The 19,419-nt window shown below is 34.3% G+C and carries 14 protein-coding genes; all 14 read right to left on the minus strand.

Annotated elements, in window-relative coordinates; genetic code table 11:
- Positions 1–80: 80 nt before the first annotated feature.
- On the minus strand, positions 81–977 hold the full coding sequence (locus LPB248_RS00770) for a DUF6625 family protein (RefSeq protein WP_177209715.1): 897 nt from the start codon (positions 975–977) through the stop codon (positions 81–83).
- A gap of 153 nt (positions 978–1,130) precedes the next feature.
- Positions 1,131–1,277, minus strand: a complete 147-nt coding sequence (locus LPB248_RS00775) for a hypothetical protein (protein WP_177209716.1) — start codon at positions 1,275–1,277, stop codon at positions 1,131–1,133.
- A gap of 1,013 nt (positions 1,278–2,290) precedes the next feature.
- Positions 2,291–5,233, minus strand: a complete 2,943-nt coding sequence (locus LPB248_RS00780; protein WP_177209717.1) for an Ig-like domain-containing protein — start codon at positions 5,231–5,233, stop codon at positions 2,291–2,293.
- 458 nt (positions 5,234–5,691) lie between these two features.
- Positions 5,692–6,714, minus strand: coding sequence for an META domain-containing protein (locus LPB248_RS00785; protein WP_177209718.1), 1,023 nt, complete (start codon positions 6,712–6,714; stop codon positions 5,692–5,694).
- 327 nt (positions 6,715–7,041) lie between these two features.
- Entirely contained in the window at positions 7,042–7,677 is a 636-nt protein-coding gene (locus tag LPB248_RS00790; protein ID WP_177209719.1) for an MEDS domain-containing protein, read from the minus strand.
- 26 nt (positions 7,678–7,703) lie between these two features.
- Entirely contained in the window at positions 7,704–8,402 is a 699-nt protein-coding gene (locus LPB248_RS00795; RefSeq protein WP_177212480.1) for a DUF1826 domain-containing protein, read from the minus strand.
- Positions 8,403–8,428: 26 nt separating this feature from the next.
- On the minus strand, positions 8,429–9,793 hold the full coding sequence (locus LPB248_RS00800; RefSeq protein ID WP_177209720.1) for an NAD-dependent succinate-semialdehyde dehydrogenase: 1,365 nt from the start codon (positions 9,791–9,793) through the stop codon (positions 8,429–8,431).
- 210 nt (positions 9,794–10,003) lie between these two features.
- Complete coding sequence (locus LPB248_RS00805) at positions 10,004–11,431, minus strand: amino acid permease (protein WP_177209721.1); 1,428 nt, start codon at positions 11,429–11,431, stop codon at positions 10,004–10,006.
- Between the two features lie 224 nt (positions 11,432–11,655).
- On the minus strand, positions 11,656–12,423 hold the full coding sequence (locus LPB248_RS00810) for a lamin tail domain-containing protein (RefSeq protein WP_177209722.1): 768 nt from the start codon (positions 12,421–12,423) through the stop codon (positions 11,656–11,658).
- Positions 12,424–12,433: 10 nt separating this feature from the next.
- The gene (locus tag LPB248_RS00815; protein WP_177209723.1) at positions 12,434–13,717 is read right to left on the minus strand and encodes a hypothetical protein; all 1,284 of its coding nucleotides are present in this window, start codon (positions 13,715–13,717) and stop codon (positions 12,434–12,436) included.
- A 7-nt stretch (positions 13,718–13,724) separates the two neighbouring features.
- Entirely contained in the window at positions 13,725–15,263 is a 1,539-nt protein-coding gene (locus LPB248_RS00820) for a M14 family zinc carboxypeptidase (RefSeq protein ID WP_177209724.1), read from the minus strand.
- A gap of 5 nt (positions 15,264–15,268) precedes the next feature.
- Positions 15,269–16,618, minus strand: coding sequence for a hypothetical protein (locus LPB248_RS00825; protein ID WP_218279845.1), 1,350 nt, complete (start codon positions 16,616–16,618; stop codon positions 15,269–15,271).
- Positions 16,619–17,770: a beta-aspartyl-peptidase gene (gene iadA / locus LPB248_RS00830; RefSeq protein ID WP_177209726.1), complete on the minus strand. Its 1,152-nt coding sequence runs from the start codon at positions 17,768–17,770 to the stop codon at positions 16,619–16,621.
- A gap of 14 nt (positions 17,771–17,784) precedes the next feature.
- Positions 17,785–19,152, minus strand: a complete 1,368-nt coding sequence (gene dcuC / locus LPB248_RS00835; protein WP_177209727.1) for a C4-dicarboxylate transporter DcuC — start codon at positions 19,150–19,152, stop codon at positions 17,785–17,787.
- Between the last annotated feature and the right edge of the window lie 267 nt (positions 19,153–19,419).

Below are 19,419 nucleotides of genomic sequence, written 5' to 3' on the forward strand. Positions count from 1 at the left end.
AGAATTTTCTTAAGGCTTAACTTAAAAAGCAAAATATTATTGACCTATGTAGTAAAGCATTTTCTATCTATACTTTTAGTCTAAAATAATATTATTTTTTGAAGCTTTTTTTGCAATCTTAAATATGAAAGCCTAATGAAACTATTTTTATTTATCCCCTTTTTATTGAAATAAAAAATATCTGGAATTGGATAAGTTACTTTCTTATTTTTACATTTTACCTTATAATCAATCATATCATAAAACAGACACTCAAACTGATCTTTAAATAAAATTATTCCATTATCCCATCTTATCCTATTTGACATTCCCTGTGCTATTATATGATCAAAAAAGACTCTAAAATCTCCATTTTGATTACCTTTCATTGCAAGATATGTCATGCTCTGAATATTTGAAGGAAAATCAAAAATAGAATATCCCATACTTAACTCATGATATAAGAAGTTACATTCAACAAAAGAAAAATGTTGTTCTTGTGTAAAAACATGTTTGTAATCCCTGCTCTCTGTAAATAGCATGTTCATTTTTTCATTATTGCGATATAAACAAAATGTTCCTGTTATAAAATCATGACGTGTATTTATAATATCATAATTTTCCAATAATTCATCTGTAATAAACCCTCTAATATCTCCATAAACCATATCAATATCTCCATGTCCCCAGAAATCGTACGAAGCTATAAGATCCGAAAATAAAAACCCGTAAGCAGGCTTATAATCACATAATTTATAAGGGTTGTTTAATACTATATCAAATCCTAATTTTTTTGTTGCATTAATTTTAAACTCTTCTAATGTCATATCTATAATTATAACATTATCAGGTTTATCAAATATTTCTTCTCTATTATCAGTAACTATAAAAAAATCTATCGTTGGGTTATAACTACAAGACTTAATAAAATAAGGAAAATACCATGGATAAACTCCATACCAACATGTGATCATTGCAATTGAATGCGAATTATTCATTTTGTTATACCGCTTTAAGATTCTAAATCAATTTATTTAAACTTACTCAAAATACCTTTTAATAGTTTATTGAATACTTTAGAATAAACATAAAACTTACGTTTTTTCTATAATATAGTTTCACCTCAATAGAGGTGAAACTATGCTTATTTTTTAACAGATGATACAGAACCAACCATCACTGTAACCACTAGGGCATCTATCATCTTTATAACATTTAGAAGGACCACTTCCACTTCCCGCCATAATGATTTTCATTTCATTTCTTGTCAATTTTGTCTGTGCATTAGCCAAACTCATTTTTAATTTTTTCATAGAATTTTATTTTTTATTTAATAGTTAATTATATTCTTTTTTACCTTCAATCACGTGCACTTGATTTACTTAAAAAAAAATTATTTTAAGAGAATATTGTCTCATTTTTTAGTTCATTAAATAGTTCTTCACGAAGAAAATTCTCAATTTAATCTATCTATTACCATTATTATTTTACGGTAAAGAAATCTTTTTGCATTCATTTCATACCTTAAGATAAATTGTAAATGTATTTTTTTTATGATATTTTTCTTATCATTTCTATCCTGAAAAATTTAAAAAAATCTAACTAACTTGAAAAAAGTCAATTATTTCCTATATTTTATAAATCAGTAAAAAATTTAATGATGTGTTTTTGTAGCGTTTTTTTATAATAAAAAATAATTACTAGTCGTTACCTCCACTAGCGCATGCGTTTCACTCGTGAGCATATGTTTTGAATTCAGAAATTGATTAACGACAATTATTTCTAAGTAATAATGCAAATTGATTTTATGAATTGGGCACGAGCGAGGCGCTCGCTAAAGCGAAATTTACAATTTATGATAAAAGCTATACTTATCCACAAAAAAACCAGTGAAGTTAATTCACTGGTTTTCTAATCACCCGATCGCGCGAATTTGTAATCCGTGCCCGCAGCAGTAAGACGCAAAGCCAATCACTAAAGCAAAAGTTACAAATATTTTTCTGATTTAGTCTTGTAAATATATCTATCCATGGATTACAAATTCGCGCTATCGTTGTATAGTTGCTGAAATAAATCTATGAGAATATTTTTACTTCAAAAATAACTACCAATCTTTGTGGGCACGGATTACAAATCCGCGCTATCGTTGCTGAGCTAAATCTATGTGATCTGGTAAGAGACATTCATACATCTCTTTATAAGAACTCTTTGGAGAGCTGAAAATGAGAATGAGCCCGATACAATATCGAGCTCATTATGATGAAATTTAATTATAAATTTATCTGCAGTTCCTTTTATGAATTTTAATCTATCATTTAATAATCAATTTTTTAGAAACATTAAATGTATTAGAGTTAATTGTCACAATATATATTCCAGTAGCTAAATGATGACTGATTTTTGAAGATGAACTGATTCTGTTTACCAAAACTTTTCTTCCGGTGCTATCGGTAACTGTTACAATTGCTGTATCACCTGCTTCCAGTGGTGGCAAAACAATATTAAATTCATTATCAATTGAAGGATTTGGATAAATGCTAACTTCAGAATTCTCCACCGTAACTTCAACAGGATTCACTTTTTTCGATGTCGAAGTGTTTTGAAACTGCCATTGTGCACTTTCCCAATTATTCTGACCTCCAAGATATTGTGCAGAGCCATTTAGGTTTTCAATATGAATCATTGCTCCTGACTGCCATCTGTTTTTGATTCTTACCCAAGTTGCGTCTACATTTTCAGAAGACCATTGCGCACTCGACCAGCTGGATTGACCTACTGTACATTGCACTGCACCGGTTAAATTCTCAATATGCATTACATCTCCTGTACCTACATTTTTTATCATATAGTATGTAGCATCAACGGCCACTTTTTCCCATTTATAAGTATTGTCTGCAACTGTTGGACCGTATCCTACATTGTTTCCGGCATCATATAAATAATTACCTGTCCATTTGTTTTTAATTGTAAAATAGCTTCCTGTTGCGGCATTTACAGTAATTGTTGCAGTACTCGTTTTATTTCCATCAACTGTTGTTACAGTAATTGTAGCGGTACCTGCTGAAACTGCAGTTACTAATCCTGATGAATTAACCGTTGCCACACCTGTATTGCTTGAAGTATAATTAACTGATTTATTAGTTGCGTTTGAAGGCAAAACTGTTGGTGTTAGCTGCTGTGTTCCACCTACAGCTAATGTCGCTGATGAAGGACTTAAACTCACACTTGTTACTGCTACATTTGATGAGTTTACTGTTATTACAGAATTGGCCGTTTTATTACCATCCTGAGTCGTTACAGTAATGGTAGCAGATCCCGAAGCAACTGCAGTTACTAAACCTGAACCACTTACTGTTGCAACACCGGTATTATTTGAACTATAACTTACTGTTTTATTGGTAGCACTGGCCGGAGAAACAGTAGGAGTTAATTGCTGTGTAGCACCAACGCCTAGAGTTACTGTTCCTGGCGAAAGCGTTACACCTGAAACCGGAACATTTGTAGTTGAACAGTTTCCACCCTGCGTCCATGAAAATGTACCAATTGCACTAATTTCTTCATTAGTTGTGGCATTTCCGCCTCTATTAGAATAATTCATATTACAATAAGTACCATTTCCGCTTGGAGAACCTGCAATAAGTACAAAATAGCCTCTGCCCCAGTTTCTGTTCAATACATTGTTATTTGGATATTCTTTACCCGTTCCGTTAACGGTTATGTCTTTAAAAGAAAGATTATAAATACCATCTCCCGATCTTTTACTAATAGAAATAGCATCGTTTCTTGAATCTATAATATCAATGCTGTAAAGCTGAACATTCTTAACTTGACTTCCGGCATTCGTAGCACTAAAAATATCAATTGCCGCCACGGGATTATTGTAGGTATCATTAAAAGTTCCGCAGGCTGTTACGGTAATATCATGAATTTCGTGCATACCATCGTTGTTAAATGGTGCTCCCGGAAAATTATTACTCACTCTAATTCCTGCTTCCAGATTGTCTTTGATAATTAAATTGTAACCTTTGTTATTTTTCCCTCCGTAAATAGCAAGTCCACAAGCGCGCCAACAGTTTTCTGAAGTATTGTATCTAAATGTATTATTGATACATTCGAGTCCGTCAGCAGACCAAATCGCCTGATCATCGTCTCCATTGTTTCTAAAATTACAATGTTCTACAATTGAATTCGCTGTTCCTTTACAAAGATTGATTCCATCAGCATAATTATTTCTAAAACGACAGTGCGATAATGTAAATCCGTCAGCAATTGCCGGCCCACCAGAATTGTATTGCGCAATCCAGGCACCACATTCAAAATGTTCTGCCCAGATATTTTTTACTATTGAACCACTTGTAAAAACTCCATTTATTGCTTTATAAGAATTACTTCTCGAAGCTGAATTTGTTGTAAGATATAAATCTGTGAACGAAATGTTACTTGCATTGGCACGTAATCCGCCATTTAAACTACTGGTATTGGTAAAATTAATCTGTGTGTACCACATTCCTGCGCCAATTAGCGAAGTGTTTGCTGAACCAAAATATAATTCTCGGTTAACATTATAAACCCCAGCTGGAACAAATATTTTTTTTCCGCCATTTGCATCAATAAAAGTTTGAAGATCACTACCATTTCCTGAATAAGTTACGGCACCTGCAGGAGCTGTAACAGCTGTTGGCACTGGTTCCATTTCTGCAAAATCAATATGGACATTACCTGATTCTCTCACCAATTTTAATGTTCCGTTTACAGCAATTTTAGCAGGAAGTTTATAACGAACTTCATCAAAACGCATTCTTGGGTTTTGATTTGTAATTCCGTTATTGTTCGGATTTCCGTTGCTCCACAAATATTCCCAAGACCAGGTTGAAGTTAAAGTAAGCGTTGTAAGCTTTGTGTTGCCATTATAAACCCCAATAGTTCCGGATTGCCCGTCAGGAACACTATAACGAATTACTAATCCATCAGCAGCTTCACTAAGCATCCATTGAACGGTCGCATTAGTCGCAGACATATTCACACACTGCTGACCTGAAGCTTCTGACTGAAGATCGCCCTGACTGTATGATTTTGCAGTAACTGAAGCACCATTAGACAATTGGCCTAAATCTGCTTCGTATCTTTTATACGGTGCATCATAATAACCACGCTGGGCATAGGAACCTGAAGCAAAAAGAAGAAAAAAAAACCATAATATAATATGGTAATATTGGACTCTTCTCAAAAAAATAAAATGTAATTTGTTTCTCATAAATTTTGGTTTATTAAATAGTTAGTGCCTTACAAAAAGGTCATAACGAAACTATACTTAAAAAAGAAATTAAGGTAAAAATGGACAAAAAATCAAGATCAACACAAAGACTTAATAACTATAAAAGACTAAAAATCAATCAAATACACTCTTAGCCAAAATAAAAAATCAAGAATCAATATAGATGCAAATTTGATAATTTAAGGTCCTGAAAATGAGAATATAAAAAAACAACCTTATTTTTAATCCTATTTGTTTTTAAAAATTTACTTACAATTATTTCTCGAGAGTAGTTTGATTAAAAAAATTTATTCTTCTCAATTTGCATATTCACCCAAATCTATTTACTACAAAAACAATAAATTATTCATAAAAAAAACCAGTGAATTAACTTCACTGGTTTTTTATTTAATCTTTATAAATCATCATTTATTTTAAGATGATTTATATAAATGTATTTATTTCGTAATACCAAACATCATGACCAATCTATCGTTAAGATAAAAATTAAGAGTTTGTTCTGCTACATCAAAACGTAAATCTTTATTATTTAAATACGATAACATTTTTTGCTCTGTTTTATTTGCTTCTTCACTAATACATGCCATTGCCGTAACCGCTACTTTATCAAAAGAAATAGTATCGCCATTAGTTTCATAAGTTCCCGAGAAGTTGTTGCAACCTGAATTTCCGCTCACTTTCTTTTCTGCTGGGTTAAACTTAATAGAAGCTTTTCCGTAATCTTGTCCAACATTTTCTAGTGCGATTAGTTTCCAATTGTTTTTTGCAATAAAGCTCCACAATTCATCTTGAGTTGGAATAGAAAATTCCATAACCACTTTGTTCTTAGTGTTTTTAAACTGTACTTTATTGTTTTTCTTTACAATTTTGAACTTTTTGTTTGTGATCGCAGCGCTAAAATCTTGTTCTAATTTCATGCTTTCGCTATCACAAGCCATTAAAGTTCCCATAGGAGAATTGGTCTTAATTTGATTCTTTGAAGAAAGCTTCGTGTATTTTACGTTGAAATTATTACATCCGTTTTTACCGCTTATTGTGCCCGTTTCATCGTTAATGGTGATAAATGCTTTTCCGCTGTTTATCTTTTTCCCGTTTAATTGGGTTAAAATCATTTTGGTATTATAAATTCCTTTTTCCTTAGTTACAGGAGTTTTAGAAATTATACTTTTCAATTTATACTCGTATGCAGAAGCATCGGCCGGAATAGGTTCTGGTCTTTTGGCTTTCGTAACCAGTAATTCATATCGGTTTCCTTTTTCAAAATTAAAACCTTCAATATGATTATAAAAAAGCTGCCATTCTTTGTCGTTGTCATACTTTACCTGTAGACATTCCATTGGGCCAACACCCGTACATGGCACTTTACTTTCTTTTACAAACATTTTTAAACTTTCCTGACCATATGTAAATGTTGATAATAACACTACTACAAAAACATACATACATTTAAATCTTTTCATTTATTTTAATTTTTTTAGAACACCGATTAAGCGTTCTGATTATTTATGATTTTTTTGCAGGCACGAATTGTGCCACTTTAAAATAAAGAATGTTTTTAACTTTTTTTTATCAGCCTTAAATTTGGATTTTTCTTTAACAACCAAACTACTACATACTCATAATCAGCTTGTTTGTGTAAATATAACAAAAATTCTCCTTTCTGTTATATTTAAGAATAATTTTGTAGGATTTACACCTTATTTAGACTTAAAACTGCCATCATCTAGATATTTGACATAGTTTTTAACTCATGGATAAATTAGCCTAACGGAAAAGGAAAATATGATTTAAGATTTAAGCGCACTAGATCGAGAAGAAAGATTAGAAAGCAATTCTAAAGGTTCTACATAATGCGGATTTTTGCTGATTTTCCCATCTTTGATTACATAAGGATGTGTAAGCAATATATCTGTAAGCGTATTTGAACTGAAACTACTTATATCGTACATACAAATTAATGAAACTGAATGTTGCGGAGTTAGCAGATTCAGTCTGGCTTCATATTCTAAAAGTTCATCGGTTCCTGGCAGGTTTTTGAGCGCCCAAACCATATCTCCGCAAGCTCTGACACTATCATAACCCGCTCTTGAAGCCGACAGTAAAGTCTGTTCGAGCATTTTGTACATTTTATCTGCAGCGAACTCGCCATCTTTGATATAAGAATTTTCAGAAGCCATCACTTCCAATTGACCGCTAGACAGTTTTTCAGCGATAGAAATTCCATTATCAGCCAGACAACGGCAATGTTCACCATGACGGTTTCCTTCAAGAATGTTGATTACTTTGTCATTGGCCTCCAAACCCTCCAAAATATAAGGAATGATTACTTCATATTGCTGTTCTCTCGAATCGAAAAAACCGCAAATGTGCATTGGAGCCGACAATAATTCTCCGCATACCGAAAAAGGAGTTTGTTTATTCATGTATCAAATATACGCATTTAGTTTCATCAACAAATCAGCAACAATCGATATTCTCCATCATTTTCTACTGGTGCTCTATGAACACAGGGCAATACTTCTTGTTTTGGATGATCTACAGCCAGACGCCAAAGATGTCCTAAGCCGAGATTAATAGGTTCTGCATCTTTGTGTAATTGATAGTGCAAATCAAAATAATTTTCCTTTAAAAAGTCTTCGAACTCATTCTCTGGTCCATCATGAAGCTCTTTTAGCTTCGCTCGAATTTCTGGAATTAAGATTTTTTGTTCTGCCTGCGTATTAGAAACAATATCGCTTGCCGCTCCGTGATAGGTGCATAAAAAAGTGTCTGTTGCAATAGGCGAACGATCTACGTGAAACGAATACACATCGGTAGATATGAAATCAAATTCATCATCACGTTCATAACATTTCAGTAAATTGAGAGAAGGCGAAGCTCCGAAATCGGCTAATAATTGTAAATCGTTTAAGATTATTTCTCTTGCTATATTTCCCTTTTCCGAAAGTTGAAGCGCAATTAAATCTGCGGGAGAAACTTCGGTTATATTTTCTCTTAAAGACAACTTGGCAACAATCTCGCTAAAATCGCCATCCAGATTTCTGTGCCAGCAAAGTGCATTCATTTCTCCTTTAAAATTGGTCTTTACAAGTTCAGAGAAAGTAGATACTATTCCTATTTGATTGCTGTCAGAAAATGTGCTGCTCATAGTATGATGCAAAGAAATCAATTAATTTAATTTTTATATTTATTAATGTAAACCGTTTTCTTGTTTACAAATTCCTGAATACCATCTTGCGAAAGTTCACGTCCGTATCCAGAATTTTTAGTTCCTCCAAAAGGCAATCTTTGGTCGCTCTTTACGAGTTCGTTTACAAATACTGCTCCTTCATCAAATTTTGGCAATAATCGGACGGCTTTTTCAAAGTCTTCCGTAAAAATTGTAACTCCAAGCCCAAACGGACTGCTATTTGAAAGCTCGATAGCTTCTTCTTCATTTTTAAAAGTCGTGATTCCGATTACGGGACCAAAAATTTCTTCTTTAAAAATAGACATCTCCGCAGTAACATTTCCTATAACAGTAGGTTCAAAATAAGCTTTATTTCTTTTACCTCCCAGCAAAACTACGGCGCCTTTTTCTAGTGTCTGCTCAAGCTGTTTTTCGAGTTCTTCGGCAAGATCAATACGAGCCATAGTTCCAATTGTGGTTTCTTCACTTAAAGGATCTCCGTGACGAAGGCCTCTAACACCTTCAAGAAAGGCTTTTGTAAATTCTTTGGCAATAGATGATTCTACCAATAAACGCTTTCCAGCAATACAGCTCTGCCCCGCATTCTGAAAACGTGCTTGTACACAAGTTTTTACTGTTTGTTCCAGATTACAGTCTGCAAAAACAACCAAGGCATTGCTTCCTCCAAGTTCTAGCACTGTTTTTTTAATTTCGCTTCCCGCAACAGCGGCTACAGCCCTGCCCGCTGCTTCACTTCCGGTAAGTGTGACCGCTTTCATTTTTGGATTTCTAATGATTTCTTCTACCTTTTTACTGCCAATTGGCAGATTAGTAAAACAACCTTTAGGAAAACCTGCTTTTTCGAATATTTTTTCAATACTCATAGCGCACTTCATTACATTGCTGGCATGTTTCAATATTCCGACATTTCCCGCCATCAGCGCAGGCACAGCAAAACGCATAACTTGCCAGAATGGATAATTCCAAGGCATAATAGCCAAAACAACTCCAATTGGTTCGTAACTAACGTAACTTTTATGCGCTTCTGTTTCAATTATTTTATCTGCAAGCATTTCAGAAGCATGCGTCGCATAAAAATCACACAAAGCAGCACATTTTTCTATTTCTGCTATTGACTGAGTAATTGGTTTTCCCATTTCCTGAGTTATAATCTGTGCATATTCACGAGCGTTTTTTCTCAGTTCCTGACCAGCATTTTTCATCAATATGGAGCGTTCAGAAAATGGAACTTCTTTCCATAATTTATATTGCAGATCTGCCTTGTCAATTGCATTCTTAATATCTTGACTCTCTAATTCAGCAGATTCGTATACCGTTTCCTGATTATAAGGATTTATAGACTTTATCATAATTTATATTTTAATCTATTTAATTTAAAGCTATGTAAAAGGTACAATTTATTTTAGTTTTATCAAATAGGGTTATTTTTCTAAACTAGAAAAACATATTGCAAGTAACCAGAATAAACTAAACTGTTTTATCATGACTAGTGAAAAAAAAAGCATTGAAAATCATATCAATGCTGATTTTCAATGCCTAGAATAAAAATACGATTAAAACTACGTATTCTTTGTTTTAAAAACTTTGTAAAATACAAACAGAATACCCAGCCAAATAGGAATTAATTCTACTGATAATTTCATATTGGTCATCCACATGATACATAAGATACCTAATAAAAATACAAAACAGATGTAATTGCTAACTGGATAAAATATGGATGCAAACTTAGTTTTTGTGTTTTCCTTTTCTTTCGTGCGTCTAAATTGAAGATGTGTATACGAAATCATAACCCAGTTAATAACCAAGCAAGACACTACTAAAGACATTAAAATGCTAAATGCCTCTTCTGGAATTACCTTGTTGATTAAAATACAGATCGCTGCAAAGCATGAAGAAATTAAAATGGCGTTAACAGGTACTGATTGTTTGTTTAGTTTCTTTAAAAACTTAGGGGCACTGCCTTGATCTGCCAAACCAAATAACATTCGTGAGTTGCTGTATACACTACTATTGTATACAGATAAAGCAGCAGTTAATACAATTAAATTCAACACATTGGCGATAAGTCGCGTAAAGTATATTTTGTTGCCAAACAGCTCAAATTCCATTCCGTTTAAATTCTGAAAAACCATTACAAACGGACTGCTGTCTGTAGTAATTTGTCTCCAAGGTGACAAAGCAAATAAAATGACCAAAGCACCCACATAAAATATAAGAATTCTATAAATAACCTGATTGGTTGCTTTTGGAATATTTTTTTCTGGATTTTCGGCCTCGGCAGCGGTAATTCCAATTAGTTCTAAACCTCCAAAAGAGAACATAATTAAAGCCATCGCTGATAATAATCCTTGAAAACTGCCATTTGCCGTTTTTTCGAAGAAACCTTTTGGAAAAAAGCCTCCATCGTTATATAAATTATGAATTGTAGCATGTTCTCCTCCTGTTCCACTTATCAATAAATAAGTTCCAAAAAGAATCATTGCAATAATGGCAACCACTTTTATAATTGAAAACCAGAATTCTGTTTCTCCGTAAACTTTTACCGAAGCAAAATTTAAAGCATTGATAACTAGAAAGAAAAATAAACTCGAAGCCCAAAGCGGAACTTCTGGCCACCAAAATTGCACATAAACACCAATGGCTGTAAGTTCGGCCATACTGACTAAAATATATAAAATCCAATAATTCCAACCAGATGCAAAACCAGCAAAAGAACCGCAATATTTATAGGCAAAATAGCTAAAACTTCCAGATACAGGCTCTTCGACAACCATTTCTCCAAGCTGTCTCATAATAAAAAAGGCAATGATTCCGGCAATAGCATATCCTAAAATAACAGATGGTCCTGCTAATACAGCTGCTGGACCAATACCAAGGAAAAGCCCTGTTCCTATTGATCCGCCTAAGGCAATTAATTGAATGTGACGGTTAGTCAACCCACGTTTAAGCTGGTTTTCTTCTATAGCTTCATGTTTTTCTTTCACAAATTAGGATTTAAAGGAGTTAAATGTTTTTGGAAATGTATAAACAGCGAAGATAAGTTAAAAAAGGAATCGTGCAAAGCCACTTTTTTAAATATTATTTGAATAAAATGTCTCAATTCTCTTTAATTTGTTTTTGCCATTCTTTTAAAGGCATAGATATAAAAAAAACCGCTAATAGCGGTTTTCATGATTTTTAAGTGGCATGCATCCTTAAAATATTAATTTCAACGAAGTCCTAGATTGGTGTAATCCCATGTTCTATCTCCAGAAATAGTCCATTCTGAATTGCTAGCAGAAGTTCCTTTGGTAGTAGCCCAATCAGGGTTAGGATCTTTTACCGTTCCTTTTCTCCAAAACGTTCTGTTACGTGTGTCTTTAGTTTCTCCAGCAATTGTCCACATAAAATTATTACGACCACTGTTGCTTCCGCCCGAAGTTACACGCGCTACATTTGGACTACCAAAAGCATCAATAACACTATAAGATTCTCCGTTTAGAGTATATTTTCCTGCTGCATCCTTTTTTAAAAGGGCAATACCGCTATTTCCGCTTAACTGCAAAGGTTTACTTGCATCTGCATTTGCACTGCTTGTAGTTCCCCATTCGGTATCACGCTTTACTACAGTTGTACTTGCCTGTGGAGAAGCAATAACATAACATTTTCCTTTTTCTAACGATCCTGTCAATAATAAATAATTGGCACTGCTGGTAAAGCTCCAGTCTGTCAACGTGCTTTCATCAGTTGTAGCCTGATATCCAATAGCATATTTTGACAAATCTATCGCATTTCCTGTACCGTTATACAATTCAACATAGTGATTTCTAACTCCGCCTGCGGTTGCATCTGTATTAATGAATGTTGCAATTTCAGTTATAAGGAGATCTTTTCCTTCGTCTGGTGAAGGCGGTTCTGGCGATGGGCCCGAAAAATCAATATTTGAATCGCATCCAGCCAACAATAAGGCAATCGCTAGTATTTTTAGTGCTTTCATAACTGTTAATTTAAAATGAAATTTGTACTGCAAGGTTATTGATCCATGTTGTTTTGTTCTGACCGGCTCCATTCTGGTCAATATAGGTCGCATTAATTCCAAACTTCAAAGCATTATTCATCATATATTTATTAAATGCTGCGGTATACCAATGTTGCGTCTGAATTATAGATGTTGCGACATCAAACTCAGGTTTAACATAAGAATAACGCCCTTCAATTGCCCAACCATCGTGTGTAACATAAGAAGATTGGACGTTGATTGCGCTTCCCACACTATATTTTGCAGAAGCATTTTCTGGTGTAAGTCTAACCGCGCCTGCAGTGTCTGTGAATAAATCTTTTCCATGAATAGATCCATCAATATATTCTCCCACAAAAGCAAAACCGTTATACTTAAATATTAAATCCAAAACGAATTTATTATAATTTGCAAAAGCTGCTTTACCAGTTTCATCGTAAATCCCTGAAACTGTACCATTTCCCGCACCAATAGAATTACTCGTTTTTACATTATAACTGTCTGCAACTCCAATCGCAAATTTTGGTTTTGGCTCATGATAAATGTCTTGAGATATAAAAGCATTGTTCTTGATAAAATCTCCCAAAGGCATAAAATCAATTCTTCCTCCATACTTGAAACCAGAATTAGCCACTGGATCGAAAAATCCCTGTCCTTCTCCTGTAGTGATCGATACAGATGGATACAATCTCATTTTATTAATGCTGAAATTGGTTTCAAAATACAAACCGCCTTCTCTTGTTGTGCTTACAAAATTTTGCATTAAACCGCCATATATACTTCCATCATTCGATTTTCCAGATATTGTTGGTGCCATAACCGATGCATATCTTTCATCGGCCATTGCAAGTCTGTTATTGGTATTAGTTTGTCTTTCACCAAATACAAGTCTGTACTTTTTATTTTTGCTAGCAATTCCGATCCATCCTTCCAATATACCTGTTGTTCCAGTAAAATCAGATAAAATGGCCATTGTAAGCCTATTGTCGTAAGCCGAAAAATTAAGTCCGAGACGAACAAGGTTAAGAGATAACTGTTCTGAATTTGTGGTCACATCTTCAACATCTTCACTCTTTAATTGAAAACCAGGCTGCAAAGTGGCATTAATATTAAAAATAAATTTGTCTTTTTTGCTAAGCGTGATATATGTGCCTTCTCCAGTAACATAACGGACATTTGAGTCAGATTTTCCTACCTCAGACACTTGCGCACGTAACGATTGAAATGCAATTGCTAATGTGCAAAATATAAACAGGGTGTATTTTAATTTCATACTGTTATTATTTAGTGGATAATTGAGATAATTGTTCACGAGATATACGATATATAGGAATCATATTTTCTTTGCTTTTTTTTCTGATAATATTATTTGCATACAGAGAGTTTGCACCATCAGGCTCTATAAGGTCAGCAATTACATTGCTCATAGGCTGTTGAGAATCAATAACAAGAGCATCTTCTGGTACAGAAACTGCTCCTTCTACAATGTTTATTTGTCCGTTTTGATTTACGGCATATTGTTCTATGCGGTTAAACTGGAAGGGCTGTTTTATCACTTTAACGGAAACACCCGATACTTCAAGTACTTTTTTTACTTTCTCTGATGCTGGAAAAATTATAAATGCACCAGGTTTTGGCCGAGTAATAACAGGAGACTGATTTACATTGTAATTAGCATTAAAAACAATGGTTGTATCAGAAACTTTACACTTGTCTACAAAATGATAATCCCTTTTTATTATTTCAGGTTTTGAAGTGCTGACAGAAACACGTGTAGCTTCTACAGCATTCTTATTAGCCGTTTTAATAGCATTTCGTATTTCCGCTTCATGATCGTGTGCAATCTTTAAATATGATAATCCTGTGAGAGCTGCCGTTTCAGTTCTTCTTTTAGCCGACTTTTCTTTTTCTGATAATCCGCGAATTTCCATTAACATAGAAATTCTATTTTGCAGTGCGTAATTCGTTGCGCTTGAACGTGAAGCAATACCTCCTATATTTAGCCAGACTTTATTGTCTTTCATAAATGTGGTACAATAATCTGCAACTCTTCGGCCATGACTGGTTAAAAAAGATTTTGTAGGCTCTACAAATACTGTTTTGATTACATCACGAATTGCAGGATCTACATTTAAATTTCCCGTATAAAGGAATAAAATATCATAAGCCGATGTATAACAATCATTTAGTTCTTTAAAATCTAATCTTGCTGGTGAAAATTCATGAAAATCTACCACTACATGAGGATCAAATTTGTTAATTGCTATTTTAAGATTTGTACTTTCTTTTGCATTAAGAATCGTAAGATCCCTATTTAAATCAACACTGTTATTGCTTGCCCTTGTTTCTGCAGTTCTTCCGTCTGCATTTACCATGGGTATAACCTGTAAAATCATATTATCAAGCATAGCAGTATTTGAAGCATCATGGGTTACCAAATACATTAAATATAGCATACCATCGGTTGATAAAGGTTCATTACCATGTATACCACCTATAAAAGTGACTCTCAATTTATCTTCATCTGCTACCTTGCTTTTACGTGTCAGTAAAACCATGGGCTGATTTTTTCCTTTTTGAGTTGTTCCAATCGAACTAACCGTCATTATATCTGGATATTTGGCTGCTAATTCCTGAATAAAAGAAATCACATCTTTATACTTAGTAAAGTAATTAAATGTCGAATTCCCTTTTGTAATTGGCAATGGCATATCTGTCGCTGGGTCTGGAAAATATTTTTGATAAATATCTTCTGTCTGCCCCTGCATTACGGAGACAGCACAGATTGTAAACATGATAATTAATAGTGACTTTTTCATTTTCGCTATAATTGAAGAGTAAACATTATTTGACCATATATATTTCCCTTTACATCAGGTGTTTTTAACATGTCTTTGTATTCCTGATAACCCACTTCGGTCTGCAGTTTTAAATTATGTCCGCTAAAATAAAAGGTTCCAACACAACTGTAATAACGGTTCATGTCTGCAAAATTGGCGGTATTAGGATCGTTCTCGATATACGAGTATCTGCCAGATAAGGCAAATGAATTAAAACAATATCCTGCCTGCACATTAAAGCCGCTTCCTACATTTAATCGGCTAAGCACCGTATTTTTTATTTGTTCTGGAGTTTGGCCTGTATATGGTGTAAATTTTCCGCTTGTGCTAAACTCTCCTGCAATACCTGATGGCACTTTAGCATGAGTATAAACATATTCGCCTAGAGAATACCATCCGCGATATTTGAACATGTAGTCAATTCCCGTCTTAATTAAATCAGGCAAAAGCTCATTCTGTGCTGCATCACCATAAATATACCTTCCGCCATTGGTTCCTTTTGCTGAACTAATACCATCGTTATAACTAAAAGTAGGACCGATTATTAATTTCGGCACACGTTCATGCACTAAATCATCCATAAAATATTCACCTCCTTTACTAAAGGTTCCAAAAGGCAGATAATCTAAACGAATACCATATTTAAATCCGCCGTAATTCTTTTGCAAAGCAGAAGTTCCGTCTCCGGTAGTGATGGAAACATACGGTTTGAGGACATTTCCTCCAAAACGATATACGCCATAATATCTTATTCCATAATCAAATATTGGATCAAAGGCTGTAGATATGGCACTTCTTTCAATAAAGCCAAGAGACTCCCCTTCTATCCTAGCTTCTCTCGAGTCGTCATAATTGGCACGCACACCAAAATTGATTCGATGGTTGGGAGTTGGTCTATATTCTATTAATGCGTCTTGCAATGTACCATTATAAGAACGCGATCCAGTTGTCGTGCTCTGATAATTTCCAACTAGATTTACACGGAGTCTTACATATACTTTTTCATTGAATAAAGTTCCTCTAAAATTAAACCTAGCTCTACGAATATTAAATTCTGAACTGTACGTGTCAAAGCCGTCAATAGAATTCACACCTGCCAACAACTGCAAACTTTGCGTAAAGTTAAGCCAAGTGCTTTCAGATTCCAGAGTCAATCCATCGCCTAATGAATAGCCTTTTTTCAAACGCATGGCTTCAGATACCTCTTGAGTTTGAGCTGTCTGTTCAGAGTCCATTTCGTTCTTTACCTCCAGTTCGTCATCTTCCTGTGCTATTGCAAAGTAGCAGTTTGAGAAGAATAACAGCAATAAGAATAGTTTTATTTTCATATTCATCTAATCTTTCTTTTCAAAACTTCCGCGTACTAAAATTTCTTTTTCCTTCATCATTACTCTACCTCGAGCTATGACATCCGTCAAATTAAAATTGGAATCAAACAAACATAAATCGGCGTCGCCTCCTACGAAGACTCTTCCTTTTTGTGTAAGTGATAAATTACGTGCAGGACCTGATGTTACCAACTGAATAGCTTGCCCTATAGGCATATTAGCTTCTTTTACCAGTTTTTGCACCTGCTTATAATTCAGATCAATGGGTGCTTTTTTGAAGCCTACCAAATTACCGTCTTTGTCATTTACCCCTAAACCAGCGTTACCATCACTGCTGAAGGTCATATTTTCTATTGGAACTCCTTTATCCAGAGCATAAAGCACTTGTTTATAAGGTTCGTCAAATTTAGTTCCGCCTGTTGTTATATCAATCATTCCGCCTAGTTTTGCAAAGCGAATCGCTTCCTCAAATAAGGGAGCTGTTCTGCCTACATGTGTTGGCGATATATTTCGGATAGGAAAATCGTATTGTTCTACCAAATCAAGCAATAACTGCATGTTGGTTTTGAGTGCTCCGAGATGCACATGCATAATTCCTTTTTTACCTGATGTTAAACCACCAACATGTACATCTTTTAGAATTGACAACAGTTCTTTGGCAGTAGGAAAAGAAGAGCGTTCGTCACTAATTGCTACTTTACATCCTAATACTTTATCTATAAACAGCATATCTTCTAATACTGAACCCATCATAGTGATTGGAGGCAAACCAAAATAGCTGGTTAGCATATAAGCGGTAATGCCTTCATTGTCTAGCGCTTTGGTTTTAGCGTAAAGTGCTTTCAGACTTTTTGTGGCGCCATCTGTACCTAGCAGTCCCACTACAGTTGTTGTTCCGCAGGTAATAAATTCAGTCAAAGCAATTTCTGGCGTAAGCGACTGAAAGCCGTGCTTACCACCAGCACCTGTAATATGCACATGCTGATCTATAAATCCTGGCGTTACTGTTTTTCCGTTTGCATCAATAATCTCAACATCTGGAAGATTTGGGCTTATTTTATCACTGATTAGCGCGATTTTTTCTCCACAAATCAGAATATCTTTTTTCCCCAATGATTCGGGAGCATATAGGATTGAATTTTTTATCAGTTTAAACATCTTTACTTAAATTTTTAAATAAAATAATGAAATATGAGCATAAACAATAAACCTACTGACATGGGAATTACGTTGCGTTTTGCAAGATCCATTGGCTGAACCTCTGCTATTTTAGCGATACCTACTATTACACCCGCAATTGGCGATACTGCTCTTCCCATGCTTGATGAAAGCTGCATTGGCAAAATAATTCCTGCTGCTGATGTATTAAATTTGGCTGCGATTCCAGGAACTAATGGTGAGAAAGAAAAGAAAGAAGCATTACCGCTACCCATGAGTACAGAAGCTAGGAAAATTATAATAGTCATTAATATTCCAATACCTACTATTCCAAGTCCTAAACTCATTGAAGCATTGGTTAGGCTATCAATAAATCCTAGTGAAATTAATCCGTTAGCGAATATTTCTGCACAAACAATTAGCGTTACAACAGATGCAAATACTTTACCCATTCCTTCCCAAAATATTTTAAGTGAGGCAAAAACTTCTTCGACATTTCGTAACCTAATTATTTCCATTGCCATAGAAATAACCAATGATATAAGCATTGCTGTTGTCGTATCAAGATGAACAGGTTTACTAAAAATATTAAGAATTGGAGAAAATACAATTAAGAGCAATAATGGCAAAACAGGTAGCACTGCATAAACCAAAGGTGTTTTCAAAACAATTTCATCAGGATTATAATTTTCATGATGTTCTTTTGGCAATTTTTGGTCATAATGTCTGTTTACAAAAAAATAGACTATCATAAGAAGCGTAGTCATCGGAATTACCAGTGGCAGCTGATACTTAATAAAATACTCTACATTATGCATATCTAGGAGTTGCGATGCACGGGCAGTATTTGCTGATGCTGGTCCCATATCAAAAACAGTACAGGCAGAAATAACAGCCACAGCCGAAACTCTACTTACTCCTAATGAAACTAATATGGGAAAAAATGATGCAACTAATAATAAACCTAACCCTGTTGCAGATGGTGTACAAATAAAAAGAACCTGACCGATAGGTATCACTATAGAAGCTGCGAGATACGGAAACTTTTTAAAAACCCCTAGCGGTTTAACAGCAACATGCACTAATGCATCACTTGCTCCAATCGCCTTCATATAAGCAACAAATCCGCCAATTGTCATAATCATGAGTCCGACATTGGCAGTTTTATCAGATAATGATTCTTGTAGACGTTTAAATAAATCGAATACGAAAATTCCTGTTGGCTGCGCTACAGGAGTGATAGGAAAACTTAACAAAGAAGCCATGACCATCATCAAGATGCCAGCAAAAAGAAGAACAGCTTGCGGATTGAATTTTTTCACAAGCAGATATGCTGTTACAGCTATAAACAAAATACTAACCACCAAACCTAATACATTCATAAACAATTAGATAAGTTAGACAATAAAAATATTCGATTAAATTTAGCTCTTTTTTTGCTTTATTTTAACAACTCAATTAAAATTGCCAATAAATCAAAATAAACTCTATTTATATAGTTTTTTACTAATAAACCTCAAAGAAAAATAGTTTTTTAATACAAATAAATCAAATTCAAGTGTTTTTTCTTACAGTCTCATTTTCAAAAAACATACATCTTTGACTTCAAAATACTTAACAAAAGGTAAATAAGATTTATTTTACAATAT

Source organism: Flavobacterium sp. LPB0248, assembly GCF_013388355.1.
Classification (GTDB): Bacteria; Bacteroidota; Bacteroidia; order Flavobacteriales; family Flavobacteriaceae; genus Flavobacterium.